Source organism: Mycobacterium shinjukuense (assembly GCF_010730055.1).
GTDB lineage: Bacteria > Actinomycetota > Actinomycetes > Mycobacteriales > Mycobacteriaceae > Mycobacterium > Mycobacterium shinjukuense.
The window spans coordinates 317,686-342,638 of record NZ_AP022575.1 but is presented as its reverse complement, the minus strand read 5'-3'; the positions used below and the strand labels follow the sequence as shown (position 1 = coordinate 342,638).

At 70.6% G+C, this 24,953-nt stretch carries 18 protein-coding genes and 1 pseudogene; 9 read left to right on the top strand and 10 right to left on the bottom strand.

The annotated features are described in order from the left end of the window. Positions 1-2: 2 nt before the first annotated feature. Positions 3-1,001, bottom strand: coding sequence for a 4-hydroxy-3-methylbut-2-enyl diphosphate reductase (locus G6N20_RS01535; RefSeq protein WP_083051327.1), 999 nt, complete (start codon positions 999-1,001; stop codon positions 3-5). A gap of 89 nt (positions 1,002-1,090) precedes the next feature. Here G6N20_RS01535 and G6N20_RS01530 point away from each other — a divergent pair, with 89 nt between their 5' ends. The 5 genes from G6N20_RS01530 (at position 1,091) to G6N20_RS01510 (ending at position 5,641) form a co-directional block, all read left to right on the top strand. Then, complete coding sequence (locus G6N20_RS01530) at positions 1,091-1,714, top strand: lipid droplet-associated protein (RefSeq protein WP_083051330.1); 624 nt, start codon at positions 1,091-1,093, stop codon at positions 1,712-1,714. After that, a complete protein-coding gene (xseA, locus tag G6N20_RS01525; protein ID WP_083051332.1) occupies positions 1,711-2,967 on the top strand; it encodes an exodeoxyribonuclease VII large subunit in 1,257 nt (418 codons plus the stop codon). The genes G6N20_RS01530 and xseA overlap by 4 nt, the downstream gene beginning before the upstream one ends. After that, positions 2,957-3,229 carry an exodeoxyribonuclease VII small subunit gene (locus tag G6N20_RS01520; protein WP_083051336.1) on the top strand — a complete coding sequence of 91 codons (273 nt, stop codon included), beginning with the start codon at positions 2,957-2,959 and terminating at the stop codon, positions 3,227-3,229. Before xseA ends, G6N20_RS01520 begins: the two co-directional genes overlap by 11 nt. 63 nt (positions 3,230-3,292) lie before the next feature. Beyond that, positions 3,293-4,435, top strand: a complete 1,143-nt coding sequence (locus G6N20_RS01515; protein ID WP_083051338.1) for a 3-beta-hydroxysteroid dehydrogenase — start codon at positions 3,293-3,295, stop codon at positions 4,433-4,435. 57 nt (positions 4,436-4,492) lie between these two features. Beyond that, positions 4,493-5,641 carry an AI-2E family transporter gene (locus tag G6N20_RS01510; RefSeq protein ID WP_083051341.1) on the top strand — a complete coding sequence of 383 codons (1,149 nt, stop codon included), beginning with the start codon at positions 4,493-4,495 and terminating at the stop codon, positions 5,639-5,641. Between the two features lie 5 nt (positions 5,642-5,646). On the opposite strand, the gene G6N20_RS01505 is transcribed toward G6N20_RS01510, so the two are convergent. Continuing rightward, on the bottom strand, positions 5,647-6,294 hold the full coding sequence (locus tag G6N20_RS01505; RefSeq protein WP_083051343.1) for a DUF4245 domain-containing protein: 648 nt from the start codon (positions 6,292-6,294) through the stop codon (positions 5,647-5,649). A 68-nt stretch (positions 6,295-6,362) separates the two neighbouring features. Here G6N20_RS01505 and glpX point away from each other — a divergent pair, with 68 nt between their 5' ends. The 3 genes from glpX to G6N20_RS01490 all read left to right on the top strand — a co-directional run bounded on the left by glpX (position 6,363) and on the right by G6N20_RS01490 (position 10,089). Beyond that, positions 6,363-7,451 carry a class II fructose-bisphosphatase gene (gene glpX / locus G6N20_RS01500; protein WP_083051345.1) on the top strand — a complete coding sequence of 363 codons (1,089 nt, stop codon included), beginning with the start codon at positions 6,363-6,365 and terminating at the stop codon, positions 7,449-7,451. A 24-nt stretch (positions 7,452-7,475) separates the two neighbouring features. Continuing rightward, a complete protein-coding gene (locus tag G6N20_RS01495) occupies positions 7,476-8,897 on the top strand; it encodes a class II fumarate hydratase (protein ID WP_083051348.1) in 1,422 nt (473 codons plus the stop codon). Between the two features lie 238 nt (positions 8,898-9,135). Then, positions 9,136-10,089: a hypothetical protein gene (locus tag G6N20_RS01490; RefSeq protein ID WP_163662707.1), complete on the top strand. Its 954-nt coding sequence runs from the start codon at positions 9,136-9,138 to the stop codon at positions 10,087-10,089. 63 nt (positions 10,090-10,152) lie between these two features. Here the strand turns inward: G6N20_RS01490 and G6N20_RS01485 are convergent, their stop codons facing one another. From G6N20_RS01485 to glyA, 4 genes are all read right to left on the bottom strand, one after another. Then, complete coding sequence (locus G6N20_RS01485; RefSeq protein ID WP_083051354.1) at positions 10,153-11,028, bottom strand: polysaccharide deacetylase family protein; 876 nt, start codon at positions 11,026-11,028, stop codon at positions 10,153-10,155. Positions 11,029-11,054: 26 nt separating this feature from the next. Beyond that, positions 11,055-12,356 carry a PhoH family protein gene (locus tag G6N20_RS01480; protein ID WP_083051357.1) on the bottom strand — a complete coding sequence of 434 codons (1,302 nt, stop codon included), beginning with the start codon at positions 12,354-12,356 and terminating at the stop codon, positions 11,055-11,057. Positions 12,357-12,563: 207 nt separating this feature from the next. Continuing rightward, complete coding sequence (locus G6N20_RS01475; protein ID WP_083051360.1) at positions 12,564-13,391, bottom strand: acyl-ACP desaturase; 828 nt, start codon at positions 13,389-13,391, stop codon at positions 12,564-12,566. A 133-nt stretch (positions 13,392-13,524) separates the two neighbouring features. Then, positions 13,525-14,805, bottom strand: coding sequence for a serine hydroxymethyltransferase (gene glyA, locus G6N20_RS01470; RefSeq protein ID WP_083051363.1), 1,281 nt, complete (start codon positions 14,803-14,805; stop codon positions 13,525-13,527). Positions 14,806-14,943: 138 nt separating this feature from the next. On the opposite strand from glyA, the gene coaA reads away from it, so the two are divergent. Further along, a complete protein-coding gene (gene coaA, locus G6N20_RS01465) occupies positions 14,944-15,882 on the top strand; it encodes a type I pantothenate kinase (protein WP_083051365.1) in 939 nt (312 codons plus the stop codon). A 39-nt stretch (positions 15,883-15,921) separates the two neighbouring features. Here coaA and G6N20_RS20890 read toward each other — a convergent pair whose 3' ends face one another. The 4 genes and pseudogenes from G6N20_RS20890 to G6N20_RS01440 all read right to left on the bottom strand — a co-directional run bounded on the left by G6N20_RS20890 (position 15,922) and on the right by G6N20_RS01440 (position 24,747). Beyond that, positions 15,922-19,533, bottom strand: coding sequence for a PE family protein (locus G6N20_RS20890; RefSeq protein ID WP_232065409.1), 3,612 nt, complete (start codon positions 19,531-19,533; stop codon positions 15,922-15,924). A gap of 391 nt (positions 19,534-19,924) precedes the next feature. Beyond that, positions 19,925-20,338 (bottom strand): hypothetical protein, encoded by a 414-nt coding sequence (locus G6N20_RS01450; RefSeq protein ID WP_083052596.1) that lies wholly within the window; start codon positions 20,336-20,338, stop codon positions 19,925-19,927. Positions 20,339-20,452: 114 nt separating this feature from the next. After that, positions 20,453-21,430, bottom strand: coding sequence for a methyltransferase (locus tag G6N20_RS01445; RefSeq protein WP_232065408.1), 978 nt, complete (start codon positions 21,428-21,430; stop codon positions 20,453-20,455). A 679-nt stretch (positions 21,431-22,109) separates the two neighbouring features. After that, positions 22,110-24,747, bottom strand: a pseudogene (locus G6N20_RS01440) (PE family protein). Positions 24,748-24,953: the final 206 nt, after the last annotated feature.

Genomic DNA, 24,953 nt, shown 5'->3' with positions numbered 1-24,953 from the left:
CCTCAGCGAGGTGACCGGATCTCCCGGGGCAGCGCGAACACTAACGTCTCGTTGGCCGTCGTCACCGGTTGCACCAGGTCGTAACCGCACTCGGCCAGCCGGTCCAGCACACCGCGCACCAGCACCTCGGGAACCGACGCCCCGGAGGTGACGCCAACCGTGGTGACGCCGTCCAGCCACGCCGGATCGATGTCGTCGGCCCAATCCACCAGGTGAGCGGCCCCCGCCCCGGCGCCCAGCGCCACCTCCACCAGCCGTACCGAGTTCGACGAATTGCGGGAGCCCACCACGATCACCAGCTCGCACTCGGGTGCCATCGCCTTGACCGCGACCTGCCGATTCTGGGTCGCATAGCAGATGTCGTCGCTGGGCGGATCCTGCAGCTTCGGGAAGCGCCGGCGCAGCCGCTCGACGATCTCCATGGTCTCGTCGACCGACAGCGTGGTCTGCGACAGCCAGACCACCTTGTCCTCGTCACGCACCGTCACCTTGTCGACGGCATCCACCCCGTCCACCAGCTGCACATGGTCGGGAGCTTCCCCGGCGGTGCCGACGACCTCCTCATGGCCCTCATGACCGATCAGCAGGATGTCGAAGTCGTCCCGGGCAAACCGCCGGGCCTCGTTGTGCACCTTGGTGACCAGCGGGCAGGTGGCGTCGATGACCTGCAGGTTGCGCTCTTTGGCATTCACGTGCACCGTGGGCGCAACCCCGTGCGCGGAGAACACCACGATGGCGCCCTCGGGAACCTGATCGGTCTCCTCGACGAACACCGCACCCGCCTTGGCCAAGGTGTCCACCACGTGCCGGTTGTGCACGATCTCGTGGCGCACATACACCGGGGCGCCGTGTTTCTGCAGCGCTCGTTCGACCGTTTCGACGGCCCGATCCACGCCCGCGCAGTAGCCGCGCGGCTCGGCCAGCAGCACCCGCTTACGGGTCGGGGTGTCGGCCACCGGTCTCGACGTGCCGGGAATCCCCATGTCGACCGTCGGAACCATGGCACTCAGGGTACTTTGGGCCGACACCGGCCCGCCAGCTTACGGGCGCCGGCTTGGAGTTCGCCGCCGGTTGAGGCAGTCTTGGACCCATGGCTACTGCACCCTACGGGGTTCGGCTGCTGGTCGGCGCGGCGACAGTCGCGGTCGAGGAGACGCTGAAGCTACCCCGCACCATCCTGATGTACCCGATGACGCTGGCCAGTCAGGCGGCACACCTCGTGATGCGGTTTCAGCAAAGCCTGGCCGAGCTGGTGATCAAGGGCGACAGCACGCTGGAGGCGCTGTTTCCGCCCAAGGACGAGCAGCCGGAGTGGGCGACCTTCGACGAGGACCTGGACGTCCTCGAGGGCGGTTCACAGCCCGGCCCCGCCGGTTTGAACGGGGCCGGTGAGCGCCGGTCGGAGGGGCGGTTCGCGCTGTATTCGGTACCCGACACGTCTGACGCAAAGCCCTCCTCGGGGCCGGGTGATCCCCCCACCCAACCGGTTTCCGCCCGAAAGTCGTCCAAGGCGCCCGGCCCCGCCGTCGAGGTGCCGCCGGTGGCGACCGAACTCGACTATCCGGCGCTGACGCTGGCCCAGCTGCGGGCCCGGCTGCAGTCGCTGAATGTCGCCGAGCTCAAAGCCCTGCTGGCCTACGAGCAGGCCACCAAGGCCCGCGCCCCGTTCCAGACGCTGCTCGCCAACAGGATCACCCGCGCGACCGCGAAGTGACCCGGGCCGCGCCGGCGAATTCCGCCGAGAATCCGTTCCCGGTTCGTGCGGTCGCCGTCCGGATCGCGGGCTGGATCGACAAACTGGGCACCGTCTGGGTGGAAGGGCAATTGGCCCAGATCACCATGAGGCCGAACGCCAACACGGTGTTCATGGTGCTGCGCGACCCGGCGGCCGACATGTCGCTCACCGCGACCTGTTCCCGCGACCTGGTGCTGGCCGCGCCGGTGAAATTGGCCGAAGGCATTCAGGTGGTGGTCTGCGGCAAGCCCTCGTTCTACACCGCACGTGGCACATTTTCTTTGCGGCTCAGCGAGATTCGCGCCGTCGGGGTCGGCGAGCTGCTGGCCCGCATCGAGCGGCTACGCCGGCTGCTGGCCGCCGAGGGACTGTTCGATCCGCGGCTTAAGCGGCCGATTCCGTTCCTGCCCAACATGATTGGTCTGATCACCGGCCGGGCCAGCGCCGCCGAGCATGACGTGACGACGGTGGCGGCCGCGCGCTGGCCCGCGGTGCGCTTCACGGTGCGCAACACCGCCGTGCAGGGGCCCAACGCCGTACCGCAGATCGTCGACGCGCTGCGCGAACTCGACGGCGACCACGATGTCGACGTGATCGTGCTGGCCCGCGGCGGCGGCAGTGTCGAGGACCTGCTGCCGTTTTCCGACGAGACGTTGTGCCGAGCGATCTCGGCCTGTCGCACTCCGGTGGTCAGCGCGGTCGGTCACGAACCCGACAATCCGCTGTGCGATCTGGTCGCCGACCTGCGCGCCGCAACACCCACCGACGCGGCCAAGAAACTGGTTCCTGACGCCGCCGCCGAGCAGCGGTTGATCGACGATCTGCGGCGGCGCAGCGCCCAAGCGCTGCGCAACTGGGTCATCCGGGAGCAACGGGCGCTGGCCCAGCTGCGCAGCCGCCCGGCATTGGCCGACCCGCTGCAGGCGCTGACGGCACGCACCGAAGAGATTCACCGCGCCCGGGCGGCGCTGCGTCGTGACATTACCCGGTTGGTCACCGCCGAGACCGACCGCGTTGGCCACCTCAGCGCGCGGCTGGCCACGTTGGGTCCGGCGGCCACGCTCGCGCGCGGCTATGCCATTGTGCAAACGATGGCGGCGGCCGCCGAGCCCAGCGCAAGGCCAATAGTGCTGCGGTCGGTCGACGACGCGCCCTCGGGCACCAGGCTGCGGGTGCGGGTCACCGATGGCGCCATCGCGGCGGTAAGCGAAGGACGTAGCGATGGTCCCTGAATCGGGCGAGGCAAACGACCGCGCCGACCAACCCGGCGAGGCCCGTTCTATTACACCCATTAGTCAGCTTGGCTATGAAGCCTGTCGAGACGAGCTGATCGAGGTCGTTCGCCTGCTGGAGCAGGGCGGACTGGATCTGGATGCGTCGCTGCGGCTCTGGGAAAGGGGTGAGCAACTCGCCAAAAGGTGCGAAGAGCACTTAGCTGGCGCCCGGCAGCGAGTGACCGATGCGCTGGCCGCACGCGACGCCGAGGAAGGCTGACGCCAACGGAGGCCACCCGATTTCGGGAGTCCGTCCGTATTCCAAACTGGAACACGTTTCTCTATGCTTCGCCGCATGGGTGATGCATCACTGACAACCGACCTTGGCCGCGTCTTGGTCACCGGCGGCTCCGGCTTCGTCGGGGCCAACCTGGTCACCACGTTGCTGGACCGCGGACATCACGTGCGTTCCTTTGACCGGGCGCCGTCGCCGCTGCCGCAGCACCCGCAATTGGACGTGCTGCAAGGCGATATCACCGATGCGGCCGTCTGCGCGGCGGCGGTGGACGGCATCGACACGATTTTTCACACGGCGGCGATCATCGAGCTGATGGGCGGCGCGTCGGTGACCGACGAATACCGGCAGCGCAGCTTCGCGGTCAACGTCGGCGGCACCGAGAACCTGGTGCACGCCGGGCAAAAGGCCGGGGTGCAGCGGTTCGTCTACACGTCGTCCAACAGCGTGGTGATGGGCGGCCAGAACATCGCCGGGGGCGACGAGACGCTACCCTACACCGACCGGTTCAACGACCTCTACACCGAGACCAAGGTGGTTGCCGAGCGATTCGTGTTGTCCCAGAACGGCGTTGACGGCATGCTGACGTGCGCCATCCGGCCCAGCGGCATCTGGGGGACCGGTGATCAGACGATGTTTCGTAAGCTGTTCGAAAGCGTGATCAAGGGCCACGTCAAGGTGCTGGTCGGCCGCAAGTCGGCTCGGCTGGATAACTCCTACGTACACAACCTGATTCACGGTTTCATCCTGGCGGCCGAGCATCTGGTGCCCGGGGGCACCGCGCCCGGTCAGGCGTACTTCATCAACGACGCCGAGCCGATCAACATGTTCGAGTTCGCCCGGCCGGTGGTGGAAGCGTGCGGCGAAAAATGGCCGCGGGTGCGGGTTTCCGGTCCGGCGGTGCGCTGGGTGATGACGGGGTGGCAGCGGCTGCACTTCCGGTTCGGGTTCCCCGCGCCGCTGCTCGAGCCGCTGGCGGTCGAACGGCTGTATCTGGACAACTACTTCTCGATCGACAAGGCCCGCCGTGACCTCGGCTACCAGCCCAAGTTCACCACCGAACAGGCGCTGGCCGAATGCCTGCCGTACTACGTCGACATGTTCCGGCAGATGAAGAGCCAGGCCCAGGCGGCCAAGGCGGCGGGCGAAGGGCCGGATGCGGCGAAACCGGCGGCCAGCGGGTCACGGTAGCAGACGAAGCCGCCGCCGGACGCTAAGGTCAGCCACAACACCGACGCGGAGGCGGCCCTGAACACCGAATTCACGCTCACCCAAAAACGCGCGCTCGCGGTCTGCACGCTGATCGCGGTGCTGTTCGGCGCGTACTTCCTGCGCAACTATTTCGTCCTGATCGTGGTCGCGGCCGTCGGGGCGTATCTGTTCACACCACTTTTCACGTGGTTCAACAAACGGCTCAACACCGGCTTGTCGGCCACCTGCACATTGCTGTCGGCGCTGGCCGTGGTCATCGTGCCGGTCGGACTTCTGGTGTCGCTGGCGATCGTGCAGATCGCTCGCATGGTCGAGTCCGTGGCCGACTGGGTCCGGTCGACCGATGTGAGCACCCTGGGCGACAGGACCCTCCGATTTGTCAACGGCGTGTTGGCCCGAGTGCCGTTCCTGCACATCACGGTGACCGCGGAGACGCTGCGCACGGCGACGATTTCGGTGGCGCAGAACGTCGGTCGCTGGCTGCTGCATTTCCTGCAGGAGGCCGCCGGAAGCCTGGCCGGTGTCATCACGTCGGCGATCATCTTCCTGTACGTGTTCGTCGCCCTGCTGATCAATCGCGAGAAGTTGCGGACATTGATCGGCCAGCTCAACCCGCTCGGCGAAGACGTCACGGATCTGTACCTGCAGCGGATGGGCTCGATGGTCCGCGGCACCGTCAACGGCCAGTTCGTCATCGCGCTGTGCCAAGGCGTCGCCGGTGCCGCGTCGATCTACATCGCAGGATTTCACCAGGGGTTCTTCATCTTCGCGATCGTGCTCACCGCGTTGTCGATCATTCCGCTCGGCGGCGGGATCGTGACGATCCCGTTCGGCATCGGGCTGATGATCTTCGGCAATATCGGCGGTGGCGCGTTCGTGATCCTGTGGCATCTCGTGGTGGTCGCCAACATCGACAACTTCCTGCGGCCGATTCTCGTTCCGCGCGACGCCCGGCTGAATTCGGCGCTGATGCTGCTGTCGGTGTTTGCCGGCATCGGCATGTTCGGCCCGTGGGGCCTCATCATCGGTCCGGTGCTGATGATCATCATCGTCACCACGATCGACGTCTACCTGGCGGTGTACAAGGGCGTCGAACTCGAACAGTTCGAAGCCAAACCCGTGCGCCGCACGTGGCTGCCGCGTAGAACCGCCCACCCGCCGGCCACCGCCGACGAGCGGGAATGACCCGGCTATCGGCTGGCCGGCAGGGGCGGCTGGGATTGCGTCGCCGAGGCCAGGGTACGGAACTGATCGGTGCTGCCGGCGCCGGTGATCGCGATCTGGGTGGCGCCCTCGGCAGTGGTGAGCCTGGTGGTCCACACAGGCTCGACGGCACCGTTGTGATCCGAGCCCTGATAGACCACCCAGCCGGTGCCGGCGACGTCGACCGTTCCGGTCGGATACATGGCCGGGTGGATAAAGCCGACCAGCTTGTCCTCATCGGCATTGCTCTGGGTCAGGCTCAGATACATCCCGGTCGGGCTGATGTAGCCCACCGTCGAGGTCGCCGCGTTCAGCCGCTGACCGGTTGCCGGGTCGGTGCGCCCGTTTTCGATGCCCCGGCGGCTCCCGGAGTTGGCTTGCCAACCCGCCGGCAGCGGCGGCAGCCGAATGGGGAATCCCAGCGTCTGGGCGTCCGCCCGCAACGCCGCCGCCACGTCGTAGGACGGGACCGTGCCCCGGTTGGGCCCGCCCGGCTTGATCGAGCACATCCCGACCATTCCCGCCAGCAGGATGCACCCGATCACCAGCGGCGCCAACGACCAGAACATGTCGCGGCCGTCCTGCAGCAGCCTTGGTTTGGCCGGCTTGGGGGTCGGCTGCGGCTCGGCGGTCACCTGCCCAGTATCGCAGGCCAGTATCCCAGCTCCAGCTCACCGATCAGCTTCTGGGACAATCACCAACCATGACAGCTCAGGGATCCGGTTCGTCGCCGACCGCCGTGGCCAGCCATGACCCGTCTGGCCCGCGGCCATCGCGCCGGGAAGCCCCGGACCGCAACCTGGCGCTGGAACTCGTGCGGGTCACCGAGGCCGGCGCCATGGCCGCGGGCCGGTGGGTGGGTCGCGGCGACAAGGAGGGCGGCGACGCCGCCGCGGTGGACGCGATCCGCGAACTGGTCAACTCGGTGTCGATGCGTGGGGTGGTGGTCATCGGGGAGGGCGAGAAAGACCATGCGCCGATGCTGTACAACGGCGAAGAGGTCGGCAACGGCGACGGCCCGGAGTGCGACTTCGCCGTGGACCCCATCGACGGCACCACCCTGATGAGCAAGGGCATGACCAACGCGATCTCGGTGCTGGCGGTGGCCGAGCGCGGCGCGATGTTCGACCCGTCGGCGGTGTATTACATGAACAAGATCGCCGTCGGGCCCGACGCCGCGCACGTGCTGGACATCACCGCGCCGATCGCCGACAACATCCGCGCGGTCGCCAAGGTCAAGGGCCTGTCGGTGCGCGACATGACGGTGTGCATCCTGGACCGGCCACGGCACGCACAACTCATCCACGACGTCCGCGCGACCGGGGCCCGGATCCGGTTGATCACCGACGGCGATGTGGCCGGGGCGATCTCGGCGTGCCGGCCCAACTCGGGCACCGACATGCTGGCCGGGATCGGCGGCACCCCGGAGGGCATCATCGCCGCGGCCGCGATCCGGTGCATGGGTGGGGCGATCCAGGCGCAGCTGGCGCCGCGCGATGAAGCGGAACGCCGCAAGGCGCTGGACGCCGGCTACCACCTCGACCGGGTGCTGACCACCGAGGATCTGGTGTCGGGCGAGAACGTCTTCTTCTGCGCCACCGGGGTCACCGACGGCGACCTGCTCAAGGGTGTGCGCTATTACCCCGGCGGCTGCACCACGCAGTCGATCGTGATGCGTTCCAAGTCGGGCACCGTCCGGATGATCGAGGCCTACCACCGGCTCTCCAAGCTCAACGAATACTCCGCCATCGACTTCACCGGCGACAGCAATGCCGCCTATCCCCTGCCCTAACCCGACGACTAAGGACCCCAAGCCATGGCCGCTGACGCCGGCGACAACGACATCGACTACCGCATCGAGCACGACACCATGGGCGAGGTCCGGGTGCCGGCCAAAGCGTTGTGGCGCGCGCAAACCCAGCGCGCGGTGGAGAACTTTCCCATCTCCGGGCGGGGCCTGGAACGCGCCCAGATCCGAGCGTTGGGCCTGCTGAAAGGCGCCTGCGCGGAAGTGAACAAGGACCTGGGATTGCTGGCGCCGGACAAGGCCGACGCGATCATCGCGGCCGCGGCCGAGATCGCCGACGGCCAACACGACGACCAGTTCCCCATCGACGTCTTCCAGACCGGCTCGGGCACCAGCTCCAACATGAACGCCAACGAGGTGATCGCGTCCATCGCGGCCGCGGGCGGCGTCACGGTGCACCCCAACGACGACGTGAACATGTCGCAGTCGTCCAACGACACCTTCCCCACCGCGACCCATGTCGCGGCCACCGAGGCGGCGGTGCGTCACCTCATCCCGGCGCTGCAGGTGCTGCACACCGCGCTGTCGGCCAAGGCTCTGGAGTGGCAGACGGTGGTCAAGTCCGGCCGTACCCACCTGATGGACGCGGTACCGGTGACGCTCGGCCAGGAATTCAGCGGGTATGCCCGCCAGATCGAGGCCGGCATCGAGCGAGTGCGCGCGTGCCTTCCCCGGCTGGGTGAGCTGGCGATCGGCGGCACCGCGGTGGGCACCGGCCTCAACGCTCCCGAAGGCTTCGGCACCAAGGTGGTCGCGGTGCTGGTGACACAAACTGGCCTGTCCGAATTACGCACGGCGGCAAACGCTTTCGAAGCGCAAGCGGCCCGGGACGGATTGGTCGAGGCGTCCGGTGCGCTGCGGACCATCGCGGTGTCGCTGACCAAGATCGCCAACGACATCCGCTGGATGGGGTCGGGCCCGCTGACCGGCCTGGCCGAAATCCAGCTGCCGGACCTGCAGCCGGGCAGCTCGATCATGCCGGGCAAGGTGAATCCGGTTCTGCCGGAGGCGGTTACGCAGGTCGCCGCGCAGGTGATCGGCAATGATGCCGCGATCGCCTGGGGTGGCGCCAACGGCGCCTTTGAACTCAACGTCTACATCCCGATGATGGCCCGCAACATCCTGGAGTCCTTCCGGCTGCTGACCAACGTGTCGAAGCTGTTCGCCCAGCGCTGCATTGCCGGGTTGACCGCCAACGTGGAGCACCTGCGCCAGCTGGCAGAGTCCTCGCCGTCCATCGTGACACCGTTGAACTCTGCCATCGGCTACGAGGAGGCGGCCGCGGTCGCCAAGCAGGCGCTCAAGGAACGAAAGACGATCCGCCAGACGGTCATTGACCGCGGCCTGATCGGCGACAAGCTGTCGATCGAGGAGCTGGACCGGCGTCTGGACGTGTTGGCGATGGCCAAGGTCGAACCGGTCGACACCTAGTGGTCTCGCTCGCAAGTTCGTCAGGGGTTGGAACCGGGGTGACCCCGCGTGTCGGGGCTGCCGGCGACCCGGTGCGCAAACGACGTTTCCGGCGGTGCCCGACCGGCGGTCCGCCGCGCCTGCGGGTTCCCTCTTGTCTCACCCGCCTCACGCGTTCCGGCACGGCAGGGATATGCGATGTGCCCGCCTACGAGCGACAACCACCTCAGAGGTCAACGCGAGTAAGGGTGATTCAGCGATGACGGCTCCTCCCGGCGGCCCCCACGGCAACCATCCCTACGGTGCGGATCCGTATGGACAGCAACCATATTGGGGCGACCAGACGCAGGGCGGCGGGTACGGGCCGGGTGGCCCGTACCCGCCGGGTGGCCCCTACCCGCCGGGCGGCTATCCACCCCAGCAGCCGCCCCCACCGGGCCAGCAGTATGCCCCGGGCTGGCCGGCGGGGCCCTACCCGCCGGCACCACCGCCGAGGGGGCCGGGGTCCACGTTGCCGTGGTTGATCCTCGCCGGCGTCGCGGTGCTGGGCGTCATCGTGCTGGTGGTGATCCTGGTGGTCGCCGTGGGCAACTGGGGCAAGTCGCCCACCGCGACCCCGTCGAGTCCGGCGGTGACCAGCGCCGCCCCGACGTCGCAGCCCAACGCTTCCCCACAGACCGCGACCGACTGCACCCCCAACGTGTCCGGCGGTGACCGGCCCGACGGGGACACGGTCAGCGCGGGCAAGCTGTCGTTCCCCACCAGCGCGGCACCCGGATGGTCGCCGTTCTCCGATGACCAAAACCCCAACCTCATCGACGCGGTGGGCCTCGGCCAGGAGGTGCCCGGCGCCAACCAGTGGATGATGCAGGTCGAGGTCGCCGTCACCAACTTCGTCACCAGCATGGACGTCAGCGCGCAGGCGTCGACATTGCTGCGGTGCGTGGCCAACGGCCCCGGCTACGTGCAGTCTTCGCCCACGCTGGGCCCGATGAAGACGTCGTCGACGACGGTCGACGGGGTCAAGGCCGCCCGGGTGGACGCCGACATCACCATCGCCGACACCTCGCGCGGCGTGCAGGGCGACACCGTGACGATCATCGCGGTCGACACCAAGCCGGTGACCATCTTCTTGGGCGCGACACCCATCGGCGACGCGGCCTCGGCGGCCACGGTCAACAGGGTCATCGCCGCGCTGAAGGTCCGCAGGTAACTAGCCGACTTCCGTCCCTACGCGCGTTGCTCGGCTCTGTACTCGTCGCCGGCCCGCGGATCACTAGGCGCCGTTGTTGGGCCCGCCGGAGTTTTGGCCCGGAATGTCGGTGATCGGGAAATTGGGCATCGGCGTGGGCGAGGGGGTGTTGGGCAACGGTGGGATCTCGCTGGCCGGGATGTCATGCAGTTCGTTGACCGCCGGCCCGTTCTCCCGGCGGCCGTAGCTGCTGCCCGGCGCGCGCGGCCCGAGCAGCTCGCTAACCGTGACCAGGCGATAGCCGTTGGCCTTGAGCACCGGCATGAACTGATACACCAGGTCGACGGTGCTGGAGTAGGTGTCGTGGAACAGCACCACCGAACCCGGCTTGACCTGCGCCATCAGCAGCTGCCGGGTGGCCGCCGTGTTGGAGTCGTTGATCCAGTCGAAAGGGATGACGTCCCAAAGGATTTCGGCTTGCCCAAAGCTGGCCGCGGCCTGGCGTACCGCGTCGTTGGACAGTCCGCCGGCGGGGCGGTAGAGGCTCGGCGTCCGGCCGGTCGCGGCGGTGATCGCGTCGTTGGCCCTGGAGAATTGGCCGGGGATGTCGGCGGGCGGGATCGTCGTCATGTTGGGGTGTTCCCAGGTGTGGCTGCCGATTTCCATGCCCGCCTCCGCGATGCGTTGGGCACCCGCCGGGTTGGCCGCCACCTTGTTGCCGATCAGGAAAAACGTGGCCTTGGCGTCGTTGTCGGCCAGGATCTTCAGCAGCCGGTCGGTGTAGGGCCCCGGGCCGTCGTCGAAGGTCAGGGCGACACACTTGACCACCGAGCAGTTCGGGTCGTCGGCGCGGGTGATGTGACCGGTGAGGCCGCCGACCAGCAGCACCACCGCGGCCGCGACGACACCGACGACGGTCCGCCAGTACCGCCAGGCCAGGTTGTCGGGTCGTTTCGGCACGCCTGGCAGCCTACCGAAACACGCCGTCAGCGCGGCCCGGCGATCTCCTCGAGCATCTCGGTGACCAACGCGGCGATCGGCGAACGCTCACTGCGCAGCAGCGTGATGTGCGCGAACAGCGGATGGCCCTTGAGCTTCTCGATCACCGCGGCCACGCCGTCGTGCCGGCCGACCCGCAGGTTGTCGCGCTGCGCGATGTCGTGCGTCAACACCACCCGCGACCCGGCCCCCAGCCGGGACAACACGGTCAGCAGCACGTTGCGTTCCAGCGACTGCGCCTCGTCGACGATGACGAACGAGTCGTGCAACGAGCGGCCCCGGATGTGGGTGAGCGGCAGCACCTCGAGCATGCCCCGGGAAAGCACTTCCTCCAGCACCGCCGGGCTGGCCAGGCCCTCCAGGGTGTCGAACACCGCCTGGGCCCACGGGCCCATCTTGTCGCTCTCGCTGCCGGGCAGGTAGCCCAGGTCTTGGCCGCCGACGGCATACAGCGGGCGGAAGACCACCACCTTGCGCTGGGTCCGGCGCTCCAGCACCGCCTCCAGACCCGCGCACAGCGCCAGCGCCGACTTTCCGGTGCCGGCTTTGCCGCCGAGCGACACGATGCCGATCGACTCGTCGAGCAGCAGGTCGAGCGCCACCCGCTGTTCGGCGGAGCGGCCACGCAGACCGAACACCTCACGGTCACCGCGAACCAGCTGAACACGTTTGGCCGGGGTAACCCGGCCAAGCGCATGTGAGCCGCCGCCCAGCAGCCGAATCCCGGTGTGACAGGGCAGGTCCCGGGCTTCGGCCAGGTCGATCTCCCCGTCGGCGAACAGCGCGTCGATGTCCGCGGCGGCGGTCTCGATCTCGTGCATCCCCGACCACCCGGAGGCGATGACGTCCTGCGCGTGGTATTCGTCGGCGGCCAGGCCCACCGCCGCGGCCTTGACCCGAAGCGGAATGTCTTTGCTGACCAACGTGACTCGCTTGCCCTCGGCGGCCAGGTTGGCCGCGCAGCTCAGGATCCGGGAGTCGTTGCTGTCGGTGCGAAAGCCCGCGGGCAGCACCGCCGGGTCGGTGTGGTTGAGTTCGACGCGCAGCGAACCGCCTTGGGTACCAACCGGAATGGGCTGATCCAGCCGTCCGTGCTCCAGCCTCAGGTCGTCGAACAGGCGCAACGCTTGGCGGGCGAACCAGCCCAGCTCGTGGTGGTGGCGCTTGGCCTCCAGTTCGCTGATCACCACCAGCGGAACCACCACCTCGTGCTCGGCGAACCGACCGCACGCCCAGGGATCGGACAGCAGCACGGAGGTGTCGAGCACGTAGGTCCGGATATCGGTCACGAAGCGCTCCTAGAAGCGAATGGCGCTCGGGCGGACCCACACGAGCGTGTCGGCGGGGGCCGCGGCACCAGGACCGGGGCCGGTCCTGCCGTGGTGATGACGGAAGGTGCCGCCCTGGCAGCAGAGAAGGTCGCTGGCCATCGAGTGCGACGCTACTCCGGTGGCCGTACCCGCGCAGGGCAGGCGCGCCGAGACTGTGGGCGTGACTTAACCCGTGACGAATCGCGTCAGTTGCGGCTCGCCGGCCAGCCCCCAGGCGGTGATGCGGTCGCAGATCACCTGGCGCAGCTGGGTGGGGCCGAAGATTCCGGCGTCGGCAACGTTTTCCAGCTTGTCCTGGTAGGCGTCGATGTCGGCACCGAGGACCTGGAGGTCGCCCGCACGGGCGGCGATCGCCGCGATGGTCTCGTCGCGCACGTGGCCGAGCAGGTGGGTGACCAGGTTGGCGAAGAACTCCTCGTGCCGTGCTTCGTCCCTGGCGATCCGGTCGATGAGGCCGGCCAGGATGGGCTCTTCGAGCTTGGCGGCCAGGTTGCGGCAGAAGACGGCGTAGCAGCGTTCGGTGAACGCCATCTGCACCAGGGTTTCCACCTGCGTGTACCGGTCGGCACGGTAACCCTTCATGACGTGCTGGACACGCACGTCTTCGTTGGCGGTCGGGTCGACCTCCCTGGTCACCACCAGGTATTCGCGCAGCGCGATGGCGTGCAGGTGCTCCTCTGCGGTCCACCGGCCAAGCCAGCGGCCCCACCAGTCCTCCAGAATGAAGTGCTCGACGAGCTCGCGGTGGTAGCCGGCCAGGTTGTCCTTGAGGATCAGCAGGATCTCGCAGGCGTCCGTGATCGCCCTGGGCAGCGTCGCTTGAGAGGGATCCCAATCACGCCCGCCGAGGAAGGCGAAGTTCTCGCCCCGGTCGAACGGAACGTAGTCGTGGGCGAACCAGATGTCCTCGGTGGCGAGGTGTCGAGCCATGTTCTCTTCGACCACCGGCTCGAGTTCGAGTGTCAACGCGTTAGCGACAGGTTTCTGTGCCATTGGGTAACTGTAACCCCTATACACAGGTTTTGCGAAATCAGACCGTTCGTGTCGTGGCCACCTGGCCGGCTCGCCGAGCCTGTAGTTACCGTGTGATCCACTCGCACTTTTTCGCGCTAACTACAGGCTCGCGTTAGCGGCCGACCAGGCTCCACTCCTCGAGCCCCTCATACAGGGGAAACTCCCTGGCCAACCGGGTCGCGCGCTGCCGCAGCCCCGCTATATCGGCCGAGCTGCCGGCGGCCAGCGCGGTGGCGATGATGTCGGCGACCTCGGTGAACTCGGCGTCCCCGAAGCCACGGGTCGCCAGCGCGGGAGTCCCGATCCGCAGGCCGGAGGTCACCATCGGTGGCCGGGGGTCGTTGGGGACGGCGTTGCGGTTGACGGTGATGCCCACCTCGTGCAGCAGGTCCTCGGCGGCCTGGCCATCCAATGGCGAGTTGCGCAGGTCGACCAGCACCAGGTGGACGTCGGTGCCGCCGCTGACCACCGACACCCCGGCGTTGGCGACATCGGCCGCCAGCAGCCGATCGGCGATGATCCGAGCGCCGGACAGCGTGCGCCGCTGACGCTCGGCGAACTCGGGTGTGGCGGCGATCTTCAGCGCGACCGCCTTGCCGGCGATGACATGCATCAGCGGTCCGCCCTGCTGACCGGGGAACACCGCCGAGTTGATCGCCTTGGCATACTCTTGCTTGCCCACGATCAGGCCGGAGCGGCCCCCGCCGAGCGTCTTGTGCACGGTGGTGGACACCACGTCGGCGTGCGGCACCGGCGACGGGTGCAACCTGGCGGCGACCAACCCCGCAAAGTGCGCCATGTCCACCAGCAACGTGGCGCCGACCTCGTCGGCGATCGACCGGAACGCCGGGAAGTCGAGAATCCGCGGGTAGGCCGACCAGCCGGCGATGATCACCTTCGGCCGGAACTCGAGCGCCTTGACCCGCACCGCGTCCATGTCGATCACGTGGGTCGTCGGATCGACGCCGTAGAAGCCGGTCTGGTACAACTTGCCGGAAAAGTTCAGCCGCATCCCGTGGGTGAGGTGGCCGCCGTTGGCGAGGTCCAGGCCCAAAAGCCGCTCCCCCGGCGACATCAGCGCGTGCAGCACCGCCGCGTTGGCGGTAGCGCCCGAATGCGGCTGCACGTTGGCGAATTCGGCGCCGAACAGCGCCTTGGCCCGGTCGCGGGCGATGTTTTCCACCATGTCGACGTGCTCGCAGCCGCCGTAGTACCGCCGGCCGGGTAGTCCCTCGGCGTACTTGTTGGTCAGCACGGAGCCCTGGGCCTGCAGCACCGCGCGCGGCGCGAAGTTCTCCGAGGCGATCATCTCCAGGGTGTCGCGTTGCCGGCCGAGTTCTTTGGCCAGCAACTCGGCGATATCGGGGTCGATGTCGGCGAGCGGGGCGGACATCACGGAGGCCGTTGGCGGGGTTGACGTGCGGGCGTCAGGTGCTGCGGTCACGGGCGCCAGTGTATCCAGCGCTGCGGCGCTCCCTAAGCGCGCAGCCCCAGCCGTCGGGCGCAGCGCCCTCCCTGCAAGACTGACACCATGACGCGGGTTAGCGAGCCGAGCCCGTATATCGAGTTCGACCGGAAGCAATGGCGCGCGCTTCGCATGTCGACGCCTCTGGCCCTTACCGAAGAGGAACTGATCGGCCTGCGCGGTCTCGGCGAGCAGATCGACCTGCTCGAAGTCGAAGAGGTCTACCTGCCGTTGGCCCGGCTCATCCACCTTCAGGTCGCCGCCCGCCAGCGACTGTTCGCCGCCACCGCCGAATTCCTCGGCGAGCCCCAACAAAACCCGGACCGGCCGGTGCCGTTCATCATCGGGGTGGCCGGGTCCGTGGCGGTCGGCAAGTCAACCACCGCCCGTGTGCTGCAGGCGCTGTTGGCTCGCTGGGATCACCACCCCCGGGTGGACCTGGTGACCACCGACGGGTTTCTCTACCCCAACGCCGAGTTGGAGCGGCGAAACCTCATGCACCGCAAAGGCTTTCCGGAGAGTTACAACCGCCGGGCGCTGATGCGGTTTGTCACCTCGGTGAAATCGGGTTCCGACTACGCGTGCGCACCGGTGTATTCGCATCTGCGCTACGACATCATTCCCGGGGCCAAGCACGTCGTCCGCCATCCGGACATCTTGATCCTGGAGGGGCTCAACGTCTTGCAGACCGGGCCGACGTTGATGGTGTCGGACCTGTTCGACTTCTCGCTGTATGTGGACGCTCGGATCGAGGACATCGAGCAGTGGTATGTGTCGCGGTTTTTGGCCATGCGCACCACGGCGTTCGCCAACCCGGAATCACACTTCCACCACTACGCGGCGTTGTCGGATTCGCAGGCCGTCATCGCCGCGAAGGAGATCTGGCGCTCGATCAACCGGCCCAACCTGGTGGAGAACATTCTGCCGACCCGGCCGCGGGCCACCCTCGTGCTGCGCAAGGACGCCGATCACTCCATCAACCGGCTGCGGCTGCGCAAGCTGTAGGACGCCGACGGGCCCGGCCGAAGGCGGCGGGCCTACCGGCTACGGTGATGCCCCGGCCGCGCCGGGCTGGCCGGACAGCTGACCCTTGGCGCCGCCGGCGCCACCTGGCCCGTTGGGTGTTCCCTTGCCGCCGGCCCCGCCGTGGCCGCCGTCGCCGATCAGCTGCGCGTTGCCGCCGTCACCGCCCTTGCCGCCGGCACCGGCGGTGGCTCCGGTCCCACCACTGGCCCCGCCGGCGCCGGCGTCACCACCAGCGCCGCCGTTGCCGTAGAGGAACCCACCGGGACCGCCCTCGCCGCCGTCGGCCCCGGCGCCACCGTTGCCGTTGACACCGTTGCCGCCTGGGCCGGTGCCGCGGACCCCGCCGTCACCGCCGGATCCGCCGTGACCGCCGGCCCCACCGGTGCCAACCCCCCACGCGGCGCCGCCGCTGGCGCTGCCACCGCCGGTCCCACCGACGCCGCCGGCGCCGCCGCTACCGCCGTTGCCACCTTTCCCCTGGACGGTGGAGCTTCCGGTGGCGGAACCGCCGGTGCCGCCGTTGCCGGCGTTGCCGCCGTCGGCGCCGTGGCCGCCGCCGCCGGCGGCGCCGTACAGCAGCCCGCCGTGGCCGCCGTTGCCGCCGGCGCCGCCCACGCCGCCGATCCCGCCGTTGCCGCCGTTGCCGCCGGGGCCGCCCTGGGCAGGATTGATTAGCCCTTGTGTTCCGCCGTTGGCGCCGTTGCCGGCGTGGCCGGCGTTGCCGCCCACCCCGCCGGCCCCACCGGCCCCGCCGATGCCCCACAGCCTGGCGTTGCCGCCGGCCCCGCCGGCCCCACCGGCCCCGCCATCGCCGCCGGCGCCGCCCGCGGCGCCTGGGCCGATGGACGGTGTAATGGAGGAGGCACCCAAGCCGCCGCCGCCGCCGGCGGCGCCGTGCCCGCCTAGCCCGCCGTCGCCGAACAGCAGCCCGCCGGCGCCGCCGGCGCCGCCGCTACCACCGGCCCCGCCGTCCCCACCGGACACCCCGGTAAGGCCGCTCAGAAATCCGTTGCCGCCCGCTCCCCCGATGCCGCCGGCCCCGCCGGCGCCGCCGGCGCCCCACAGCCCGGCGCTGCCCCCGGCCCCGCCGTGACCACCCTTGCCGCCTAGGGCCGCCAATATCCCGATGCCGCCAGCACCGCCGTCGCCGCCGGCGCCGGCGTCGCCGAACAACCCGCCCCTGCCGCCGGCACCGCCGTTGCCACCGGCGCCACCCGGAGTGAATGTGGCCCCAACCGCGCCGTTGCCGCCGTCCCCGCCGGCCCCGCCGGCGCCCCACAGCCCGGCGGCGCCGCCGGCGCCGCCGGCGCCGCCGGCAACACCCGCAGCCGTGGCCGTCCCGCCGGGCCCACCGGCGCCGCCGTTGCCGATCAACCAGCCGCCGGCTCCTCCGTTGCCGCCGGCCGCGCCGGGCCCGCCGCCGCCGCCAAACCCGCCGTTGCCGATCAACCCGGCGGCACCACCGTGACCGCCGGGAACCCCGGCGGTCGTGCTGGTGCCGCCGTTGCCACCGTTGCCGTACAACAACCCGCCGGCCCCGCCGTTTTGCCCCGGCCCGCCATCGAGACCATCACCGATCAGTGGGCGCCCCAACAGCGCCTCGAAGGGCCCGTTGACAATCGTGTTCACGATCGACGGGCTGGCGGTGGTGCCGTTCGGGCCAGATGCGCCGGCAACACCGGCAGCGCCCGGCAAGCCGTCGGCCCCGGCGGCGCCGTTGGCACCGAGGGTGCTCGGCGGCCCCGGATCGGGGAAGGTGCCGAGGCTGCCCAACGTGAACCCGCCGACCCCGCCGCCACCGCCCGTGCCCAGGGCGCCGCCCGCGGCGCCCGGGCCGCCCGCGCCGCCGATGCCGGCGCGCCCTGGCAGCCCGAGCAACCCCGGGGTTCCGCCGTCTCCGCCGCGGCCACCCGCGGCGCCGTTGCTGGCGTTGCCGCCGTCTCCGCCGACCCCGCCGTCACCGCCGTCACCGCCCTTGAGAGTGGAGTTGACCAACAGTTGCCATGTGCTGGCGTTGCCGCCGGCCCCGCCGGCGCCACCCTTGCCGGCGGCGCCCCCGGCCGCACCGGCCCCGCCGGCGCCGCCCGCACCGCCGTCACCGCCGTTGCCGACCAGCATTCCACCGGCCCCCCCGGCGCCACCGGCGCCGCCAACCCCGGCGCCACCGGCGTTGCCGCCGTTGCCGGCGTCACCGCCCCTGCCGCCCGGTTGGTTCTGCACGGCGGTGAAAGACCCGAGGGTATCGCCCGCCGCGCCGCCGTTGCCGCCGGAACCGCCGGGGGCGCCGGCCCCGGCGTTGCCGCCGGCGCCGCCCGCGCCGCCGTCGCCGCCGATGCCGACCAGCAGCCCTCCGCGACCGCCGGCGCCGCCTGCGCCGCCCGCGCCGCCGGTGCCGCCGGCGGCGCCGGTGGCGCCGTTACCGCCGTTACCGCCCGCCGCCCCGGGGTGGTTCGGGTCAACAGCGAACCCGATGGAGTCCCCGCCTTTGCCGCCGTTGCCGCCATTGCCGCCCAAGCCAAGGGCGCTCCCCCCGTCTCCTCCCCTACCGCCGAACGGTGTACCGGGGGCGCCGGCGGGTCCACCGATTCCCACAGAAGCTTGGAAGGCGTCCCCGCCGTTTCCGCCGTCGCCGCCGTTGGCGCCCTCGCCACCAATACCGCCGATGCCGCCGATGATCTGACCCATGAACTGGCCCGACTGCCCGACAGCGTTCCCGCCCTGACCGCCGTCGCCACCGTTAACGGTGGCGCTGCCGGTGGTGCCGTTGCCGCCGGGGCCGCCGACGGCAGGGGAGCTAGAGCTGCTGGCGGCGTTTGCACCGTTGCCGCCGTTGGGTGCGGTGCCGGTGGGCGTGGGGTTGCCGCCGGCCCCGCCGGCCCCGCCGGCGCCGCCGAGCCCGCCGGCCCCGCCGGCGCCCCACAACCCGGCGGCCCCGCCGATCCCGCCGGCGCCGCCGTTGCCGCTGGTGACCGTCCCGAGCCCGCCGATACCGCCGGCCCCGCCGGCCCCACCGTTGCCGAACAGCCACCCGCCGGCGCCGCCGGCCCCGCCGGCGCCGCCGATACCACCCGCGGTGGCGGATGGGCCGGATGTGCCGGATGCGCCGGCCCCACCCTTGCCGCCGTTGCCGATCAACCCGGCAGACCCGCCGTTTCCGCCCGCCTGGCCGGTCCCGGGCGCGCCCGCGGCCCCGTTACCGCCGTTGCCCCACAACAACCCGCCGTCCCCGCCGTTGCCGCCCGGCGTCGTCGCATTGGCGCCATCACCGATCAGTGGGCGCCCCAACAGCGCCAGGGTGGGCGCATTGATCACAGCCAACAAGTCCTGCTGCACGCTCTGCGCCGAAACGTTGGCGGCCTCGGCGGCCGCATACGCCCCGCCGGCGGCGGTCAACGCCTGCACGAACTGCGCATGAAACCCGGACACCTGCGCGCTCAACCCCTGATAGGCCTGGGCATGCCCAGAAAACAGCGACGCTATCGCCGCCGACACCTCATCGGCACCGGCGGCCAACAACGCGGTGGTCGGACCCGCCGCGGCCACGTTGGCCGCGTTGATCGCCGAACCAATACCGGCCAACTCCGTTGCGGCTTGGGCCAACACATCCGGTGCGGCAATCAGAAACGCCATCGTGGTCCTCCGTCGCTATTCCCCCTGGAAGCCAGTCGGAATACGCAGATGGTATCGCCACCCCGCGTTACCCCGGTCGGTTTTCGGCAGGAATATGTGCTCTCGCATTTCCGCCGGACCGGGCAGTATTAAAAATGCACAACTTCCACCAGACACTCCTGTGCAGCTTGCCCACCGGCGGTCGCGATCACCAGCTCGTAACTGGCCATCAGCGCAGGCCATGGGGCGATGCACGCCGCGAGGCGGGGCCGCACCCAATGGTGTCGTCGTCCATCTGTTCGTCCGGATACCAATCTGGTGACGCAAATCCAGCGCACGATTATCACCAAGCCCGGGGGCGCGCCGACAATGGTTTCGAAATTGCCTCGAGGAAGCGCCGACGGGACGGGAGTTAGGCCGGCAGTCGGCGTACTCCCAGGTACTGCAGGCCCGCGAACCCGGCGGTGTACCCGCCGCTGGCCAGGGTCGCGGCAATCCCGGTCGTGGTCATGGGCACCAGTTCGGCGGCAACGACCGCCGCCAGGGTGTACACCATGTTGGCCGCGACCACGCCGCTACCGGCGCGGCGCACGTTCGGCAACGCGGCGAGACCGAACACCACCAGGCCGTAGAGCACGAAGAACGTGCCGACGCCGTATTCCTGCCCGGCCGTTGGGCCAGTCAGCCCCGACACCGGGTGGGCGGCGACGGCAACGGCCAGACCGATAAGTCCGGTCAACGTGGCGTCGGCGCGCATCGCGAAACGCAACAGCGAATCCGTCGAGTCGTAGAGCGGCCTGGTTAACGGACCAAAGACAGCGGTCATGTCGGTGACTCCTTGATAGCCAGTTGGTCGAACATGTGAGCGTGGCGTTAAGCACTGCCGGTTACTGCCACACGCACAATGACCAGCCGCTGCCGGCGGCTATTCCCCGCCCGGCTAGATCGCGGTGGCTTCGATGACGCTGTACGGCGAGGCCGTCCCGATCACCCGCATGCCACCAAAGCCCGCGCGCTGCAGCAGCCGCTGGTATTCGGCGGCGGTGCGCTCGCGGGCACCGAGGGCGACCAACATCTCCAGGTCCAGCCACTTGCCGGTGAAGTCCCGGTGGTGCGGCGGAATCACCTGCTCGATGAGCAATGCTTTGCTGCCCGCGCCGGCCGCAGCGCGCACGTTGCCGAGGATGCGCGCCGCGTCGTCGTCGGGCCAGTCGTGGATGATGTTCTTTAGTACGTAGGTGTCACCCCCGCGTGGTATCGCGTCGTCGAAGAACGACCCCTCTTCAATTCGCACCCGGTCAACGACCTGGTGTTCGGCCAACAGTGCCGGCGCCCCGGCCACCACGTGGGTTTGGTCGAACAGGATGCCACGCGCGTGCGGCGTCGCATCCAGGATCGCGGCTAGCAGCCGGCCATGCCCGCCGCCGACGTCGACGACCGTCGCGCAGGGGCTGAAGTCGTAGGCGGCCACCACCGGCGCGATCGACAGCTCGGTCGTGCCCGTCATCGCCTGGTTGAAGATTTCGGCGAGTTCCGGCTCGGCGGCCAGGTAGTCGAAAGCGGGTTTGCCCCGCAATTCGGGGACAACGGAACGACCGCTTCGCACCGCGTGCGTCAGCCGGCTCCAGTGCTCGCGGTGCTGTGGGGCGCCCACCCATCGGGCCATCCCGGCCAACGACACGTCGGCGTCACTGCGCAGGGCGTCGGCCAGCGGAGTCAGCTCGTAGCGGCCGTCGTGGCGTTGCCGGAAAATGCCGCGGCCGATCAGCGCCCGCAGCAGCCGGGCGAGGGCATCGGCGTCGGCGTCGACCGCGGCCGCCAGCTCCTCGGCCGACAACGGCCCGTGGGCCAGGGCGTCGGCGATGCCCAGATCCGCCGCGGCGGTGATCGCCTGGGCCGCCCAAGCGTCCAGGATCATTTCGATCAGCGCAACCGGCGCTGGGACCAAGCGTCGATGCAGGCCAATGAGGTGATGCCGGGCCCGTTCGATCACCCGAACGACACCGGCCGGCGGAACCCGCGAAGCACCCACGCATACCCCCTGACACGATCGGAAACAGGCCGATGCGGACCAGCGGCCCGCACCGTCGCCAGGCTAGTCGGTAGAGACGGCGACCCGCCCGCCCAGGTCGGCGGCGGTCAGCCGGGCCGCGCCGTTTTGCCAGTTGCGCAGCCAGCGGGGCGGCACGTCGGTGACCGACCACAGCCAGGCTTGGCGCCCGCTTGCCGTACCGGCGATGCCGCGGGCTGTGGTCGTGCGGCGCTCGCAGAATATCGGCGTGGGGGAACGCGGGCCGGTGCGCTTGGTTGAACCACGTCTCCGGGCGGCCGCTCTGCCGGAGCAGATGCCGGGCAGCCGTTGCTCCCCCGACATGCGGATGGCCAGGTCTGGGTCGGATTACGCGCGTCGACAACACTGTGGCGGAACTTGCCGTCCCCAACGGGGAAGAAGACGCGGCTGCCCGCCGGGGGGCCGCGGTGCTCGACGGGCGCGTCGCCGCGTTCGGTGACGAGGCGCAGCGCCTACCGACTAGGGTGATGCCCCGGGTAGGCCGAACAGCAGGCCGCCAAGCCCGCCGGCGCCGATAAGCATCCGGCTACGGCGACGCCCCAACCGCACCGGGTTGGCCGAACAGCACCCCACCAAGGCCGCCGGCCCCGCCGGCCCCGTTCGGCGCCCCGGTGGCGCCGTTCCCGCCGCTGCCGCCGTCGCCGATCAGCTGCGCGTCCCCGCCGTCGCCGCCTTTGCCGCCGGCACCGGCAACGGCGCCAGCGCCGCCGGCTGACCCGCCGGCACCGGCGTCGCCGCCGGCGCCGCCGTTGCCGAACAGCACCCAGCCATTGCCGCCATTGCCGCCATTGCCGCCCTTGCCGCCATCATTGCTCCCGCCGGGGACACCGGGAGCAGGAGCGAGGCCGCCCTTGCCGCCCTCGCCGCCTACGCCGCCATCGCCGCCGGCCCCGCCATTGCCGAACAGCCCCCCGCCGTTGCCGCCGGCACCGCCGCCGTTCCCGCCGTTGCCAGCGTCGCCACCCCTGCCGGCATTGCCGCCGTCCCCGTTGGTGATGTCGCCGAAGGAGCCGAAGCCGCCACCGCCCCCGGCGCTGCCGTTGCCTCCGCGGCCCCCGTCGCCTCCGGTGCCGAACAGCAGCCCCCCGGCGCCGCCGGCGCCGCCGGCCCCTCCCATTGCGCCGTTGCCGCCGTCGCCCCCGTTACCGCCGTTTGCGCCGGTGGGACCGGCGCTCTTACCGTTGGCGCCGAGCCCGCCGGCACCGCCGTCGCCACCGCTGCCGCCGCCCCCTCCGATGCCGAACACCAGCCCGCCAGTGCCGCCGGCCCCGCCGGACCCACCGGCCCCGCCGCCGCCGCCCTTACCGCCGTCGCCGCCGTCGCCGCTTCCAGTCCCACCACCGCCAGCGCCGCCCGCACCGGCGTTGCCGCCGGCGGCGCCGTGCCCGCCGGCCCCGCCCACGCCCAAAAGCCCGGCGTTGCCGGCGGCCCACTCCCTTCCGGACCCCTGCGGCTCCGCCGGTTCCGCCGCTGCACCCCCGCCTCCGCTGGTGGCCTCGGCCCGGCTCAAGCTCCGGCGGTGGCCTGCCCTTGCCGCCGTTGCCGCCGTTCCATTCCTTACCGCCACTGCCGTTCCATTGCCGTGCCGCCGCCCCTTCCTTCCTTCTTCCGGCCCCGCCATCGCCGAACAGCCACCCGGTGGGGCCGGCGGCCCCGCCCCCGCCGTCACCACCGCTGCCACCGCTGCCGCCCGCGCCGCCACGGCCGCCGGCGCCGGCGATGCCCGTGCCGGCGGCGGCCCCGCCGTCACCGCCCTTGACGGCGGCGCCGCCCGCCGTCACCGCCGTGCCCGCCGGTGCCCACCAGCAGCCCGGCGGCGCCGCCCTCGCCGCCGGCGCCGCCCGTGCCGCCACGGCCGCTGTCGCCGCCGGCCCGCCGCTGTTGTTGCCGCCCAGGCCGGGGCCGCCCTTGCCGCCGGCGCCGCCGACGCCCCCGTCCCCGCCGGCCCCGCCGGTGCCGCCGACGCCCCACAGCCTGGCGTTGCCGCCGGCCCCACCGGTGCCGCCGGCCCCGCCGTTGCCGGCATCGCCGCCCGGACCGCCGATGGAGCTGGGAAAGCCGGTGGTGTTGCCGCCGTTGCCGCCGGCGCCGCCGACTGCACCGTGCCCGCCGGCGCCGCCGTCACCGAACAACAACCCGCCGGTGCCCCCGGCGCCGCCGGCGCCCCCAGCCCCACCGGCCCCAGCCGGGAAGACGCTGCCAAACTGGGTGTCGACGGTGTTGCCGCCGCCGCCGCCGGCCCCGCCGGCGCCGCCCGGGCCGCCGGCGCCCCACAGCAGCGCGTGGCCGCCGGCCCCACCGTCCCCGCCCACGCCCCCGGCCGAACCGCTCGAAACACCCTCGGCACCTTTGCCGCCGGCGCCGCCGTTGCCACCGGCCCCGGCGTCACCGAATAACCCGGCGGCGCCACCCGCGCCACCGTCGCCACCGGCGCCGCCGGCTTTGCCGGTGGTTAATGACGCCGCGCCGTTGCCGCCGTGTCCACCGGCGCCACCAGCCCCCCACAACCCAGCGTTTCCGCCGAGCCCACCGGCCCCGCCGGCGCCGCCGCCGGTGCCGTTGCCGCCGGCCCCGCCGGCGCCGCCGTTGCCATACAGCCACCCGCCCGCACCGCCATTGCCGCCGGCCGCGCCGGCCCCGCCGCCGCCCCCGGCCCCGCCGTTGCCGATCAGCCCGGCGGCGCCGCCGTTGCCGCCGGCCACCCCGGCGGTGGTACTAGTGCCGCCGTTGCCGCCGTTGCCGTACAGCAACCCCCCGGGCCCGCCGTCTTGCCCCGGCCCGCCGTTGGCGCCGTCACCGATCAACGGGCGCCCCAACAACGCCTGGGTGGGCCCATTGATCAGATCGAGCAGCCGCTGGTCGACGCTCTGCGCCGCCGAGACGTTGGCGGCCTCGGCGGCCGCATACGCCCCGCCGGCGCCGGTCAACGCCTGCATGAACTGGGCATGAAACGCCGACATCTGGGCGCTCACCGCCTGATACGCCTGCCCGTGCGCGCCAAACAGCGCCGCGATCGCCGCCGACACCTCATCGGCACCCGCGGCCAACAACGCCGTCGTCGGGGCCAACGCCGCGGCGTTGGCCTCGGCCATCGCCGACCCAATGCCTGCCAGATCCGAAGCGGCCGCCGCCAACGCGTCCGGCACGACAATCACAAACGACATCGCTTACCTCCGATCAGTCCAGCATCGGATTTGCGGTCGGCATTCAATCGATGGTATCGCCGTAGCGCACACCAGCTATCCGGTTTCGGGGGGCATAATGCACACTGTTCCGATATTGGGATATGCACTTTGTATGACACGCAGCATGCCTCTCGGCACCGGCGCCACGATGTGACACCGGCTGTCGCGCATCAACTGCCCCACCG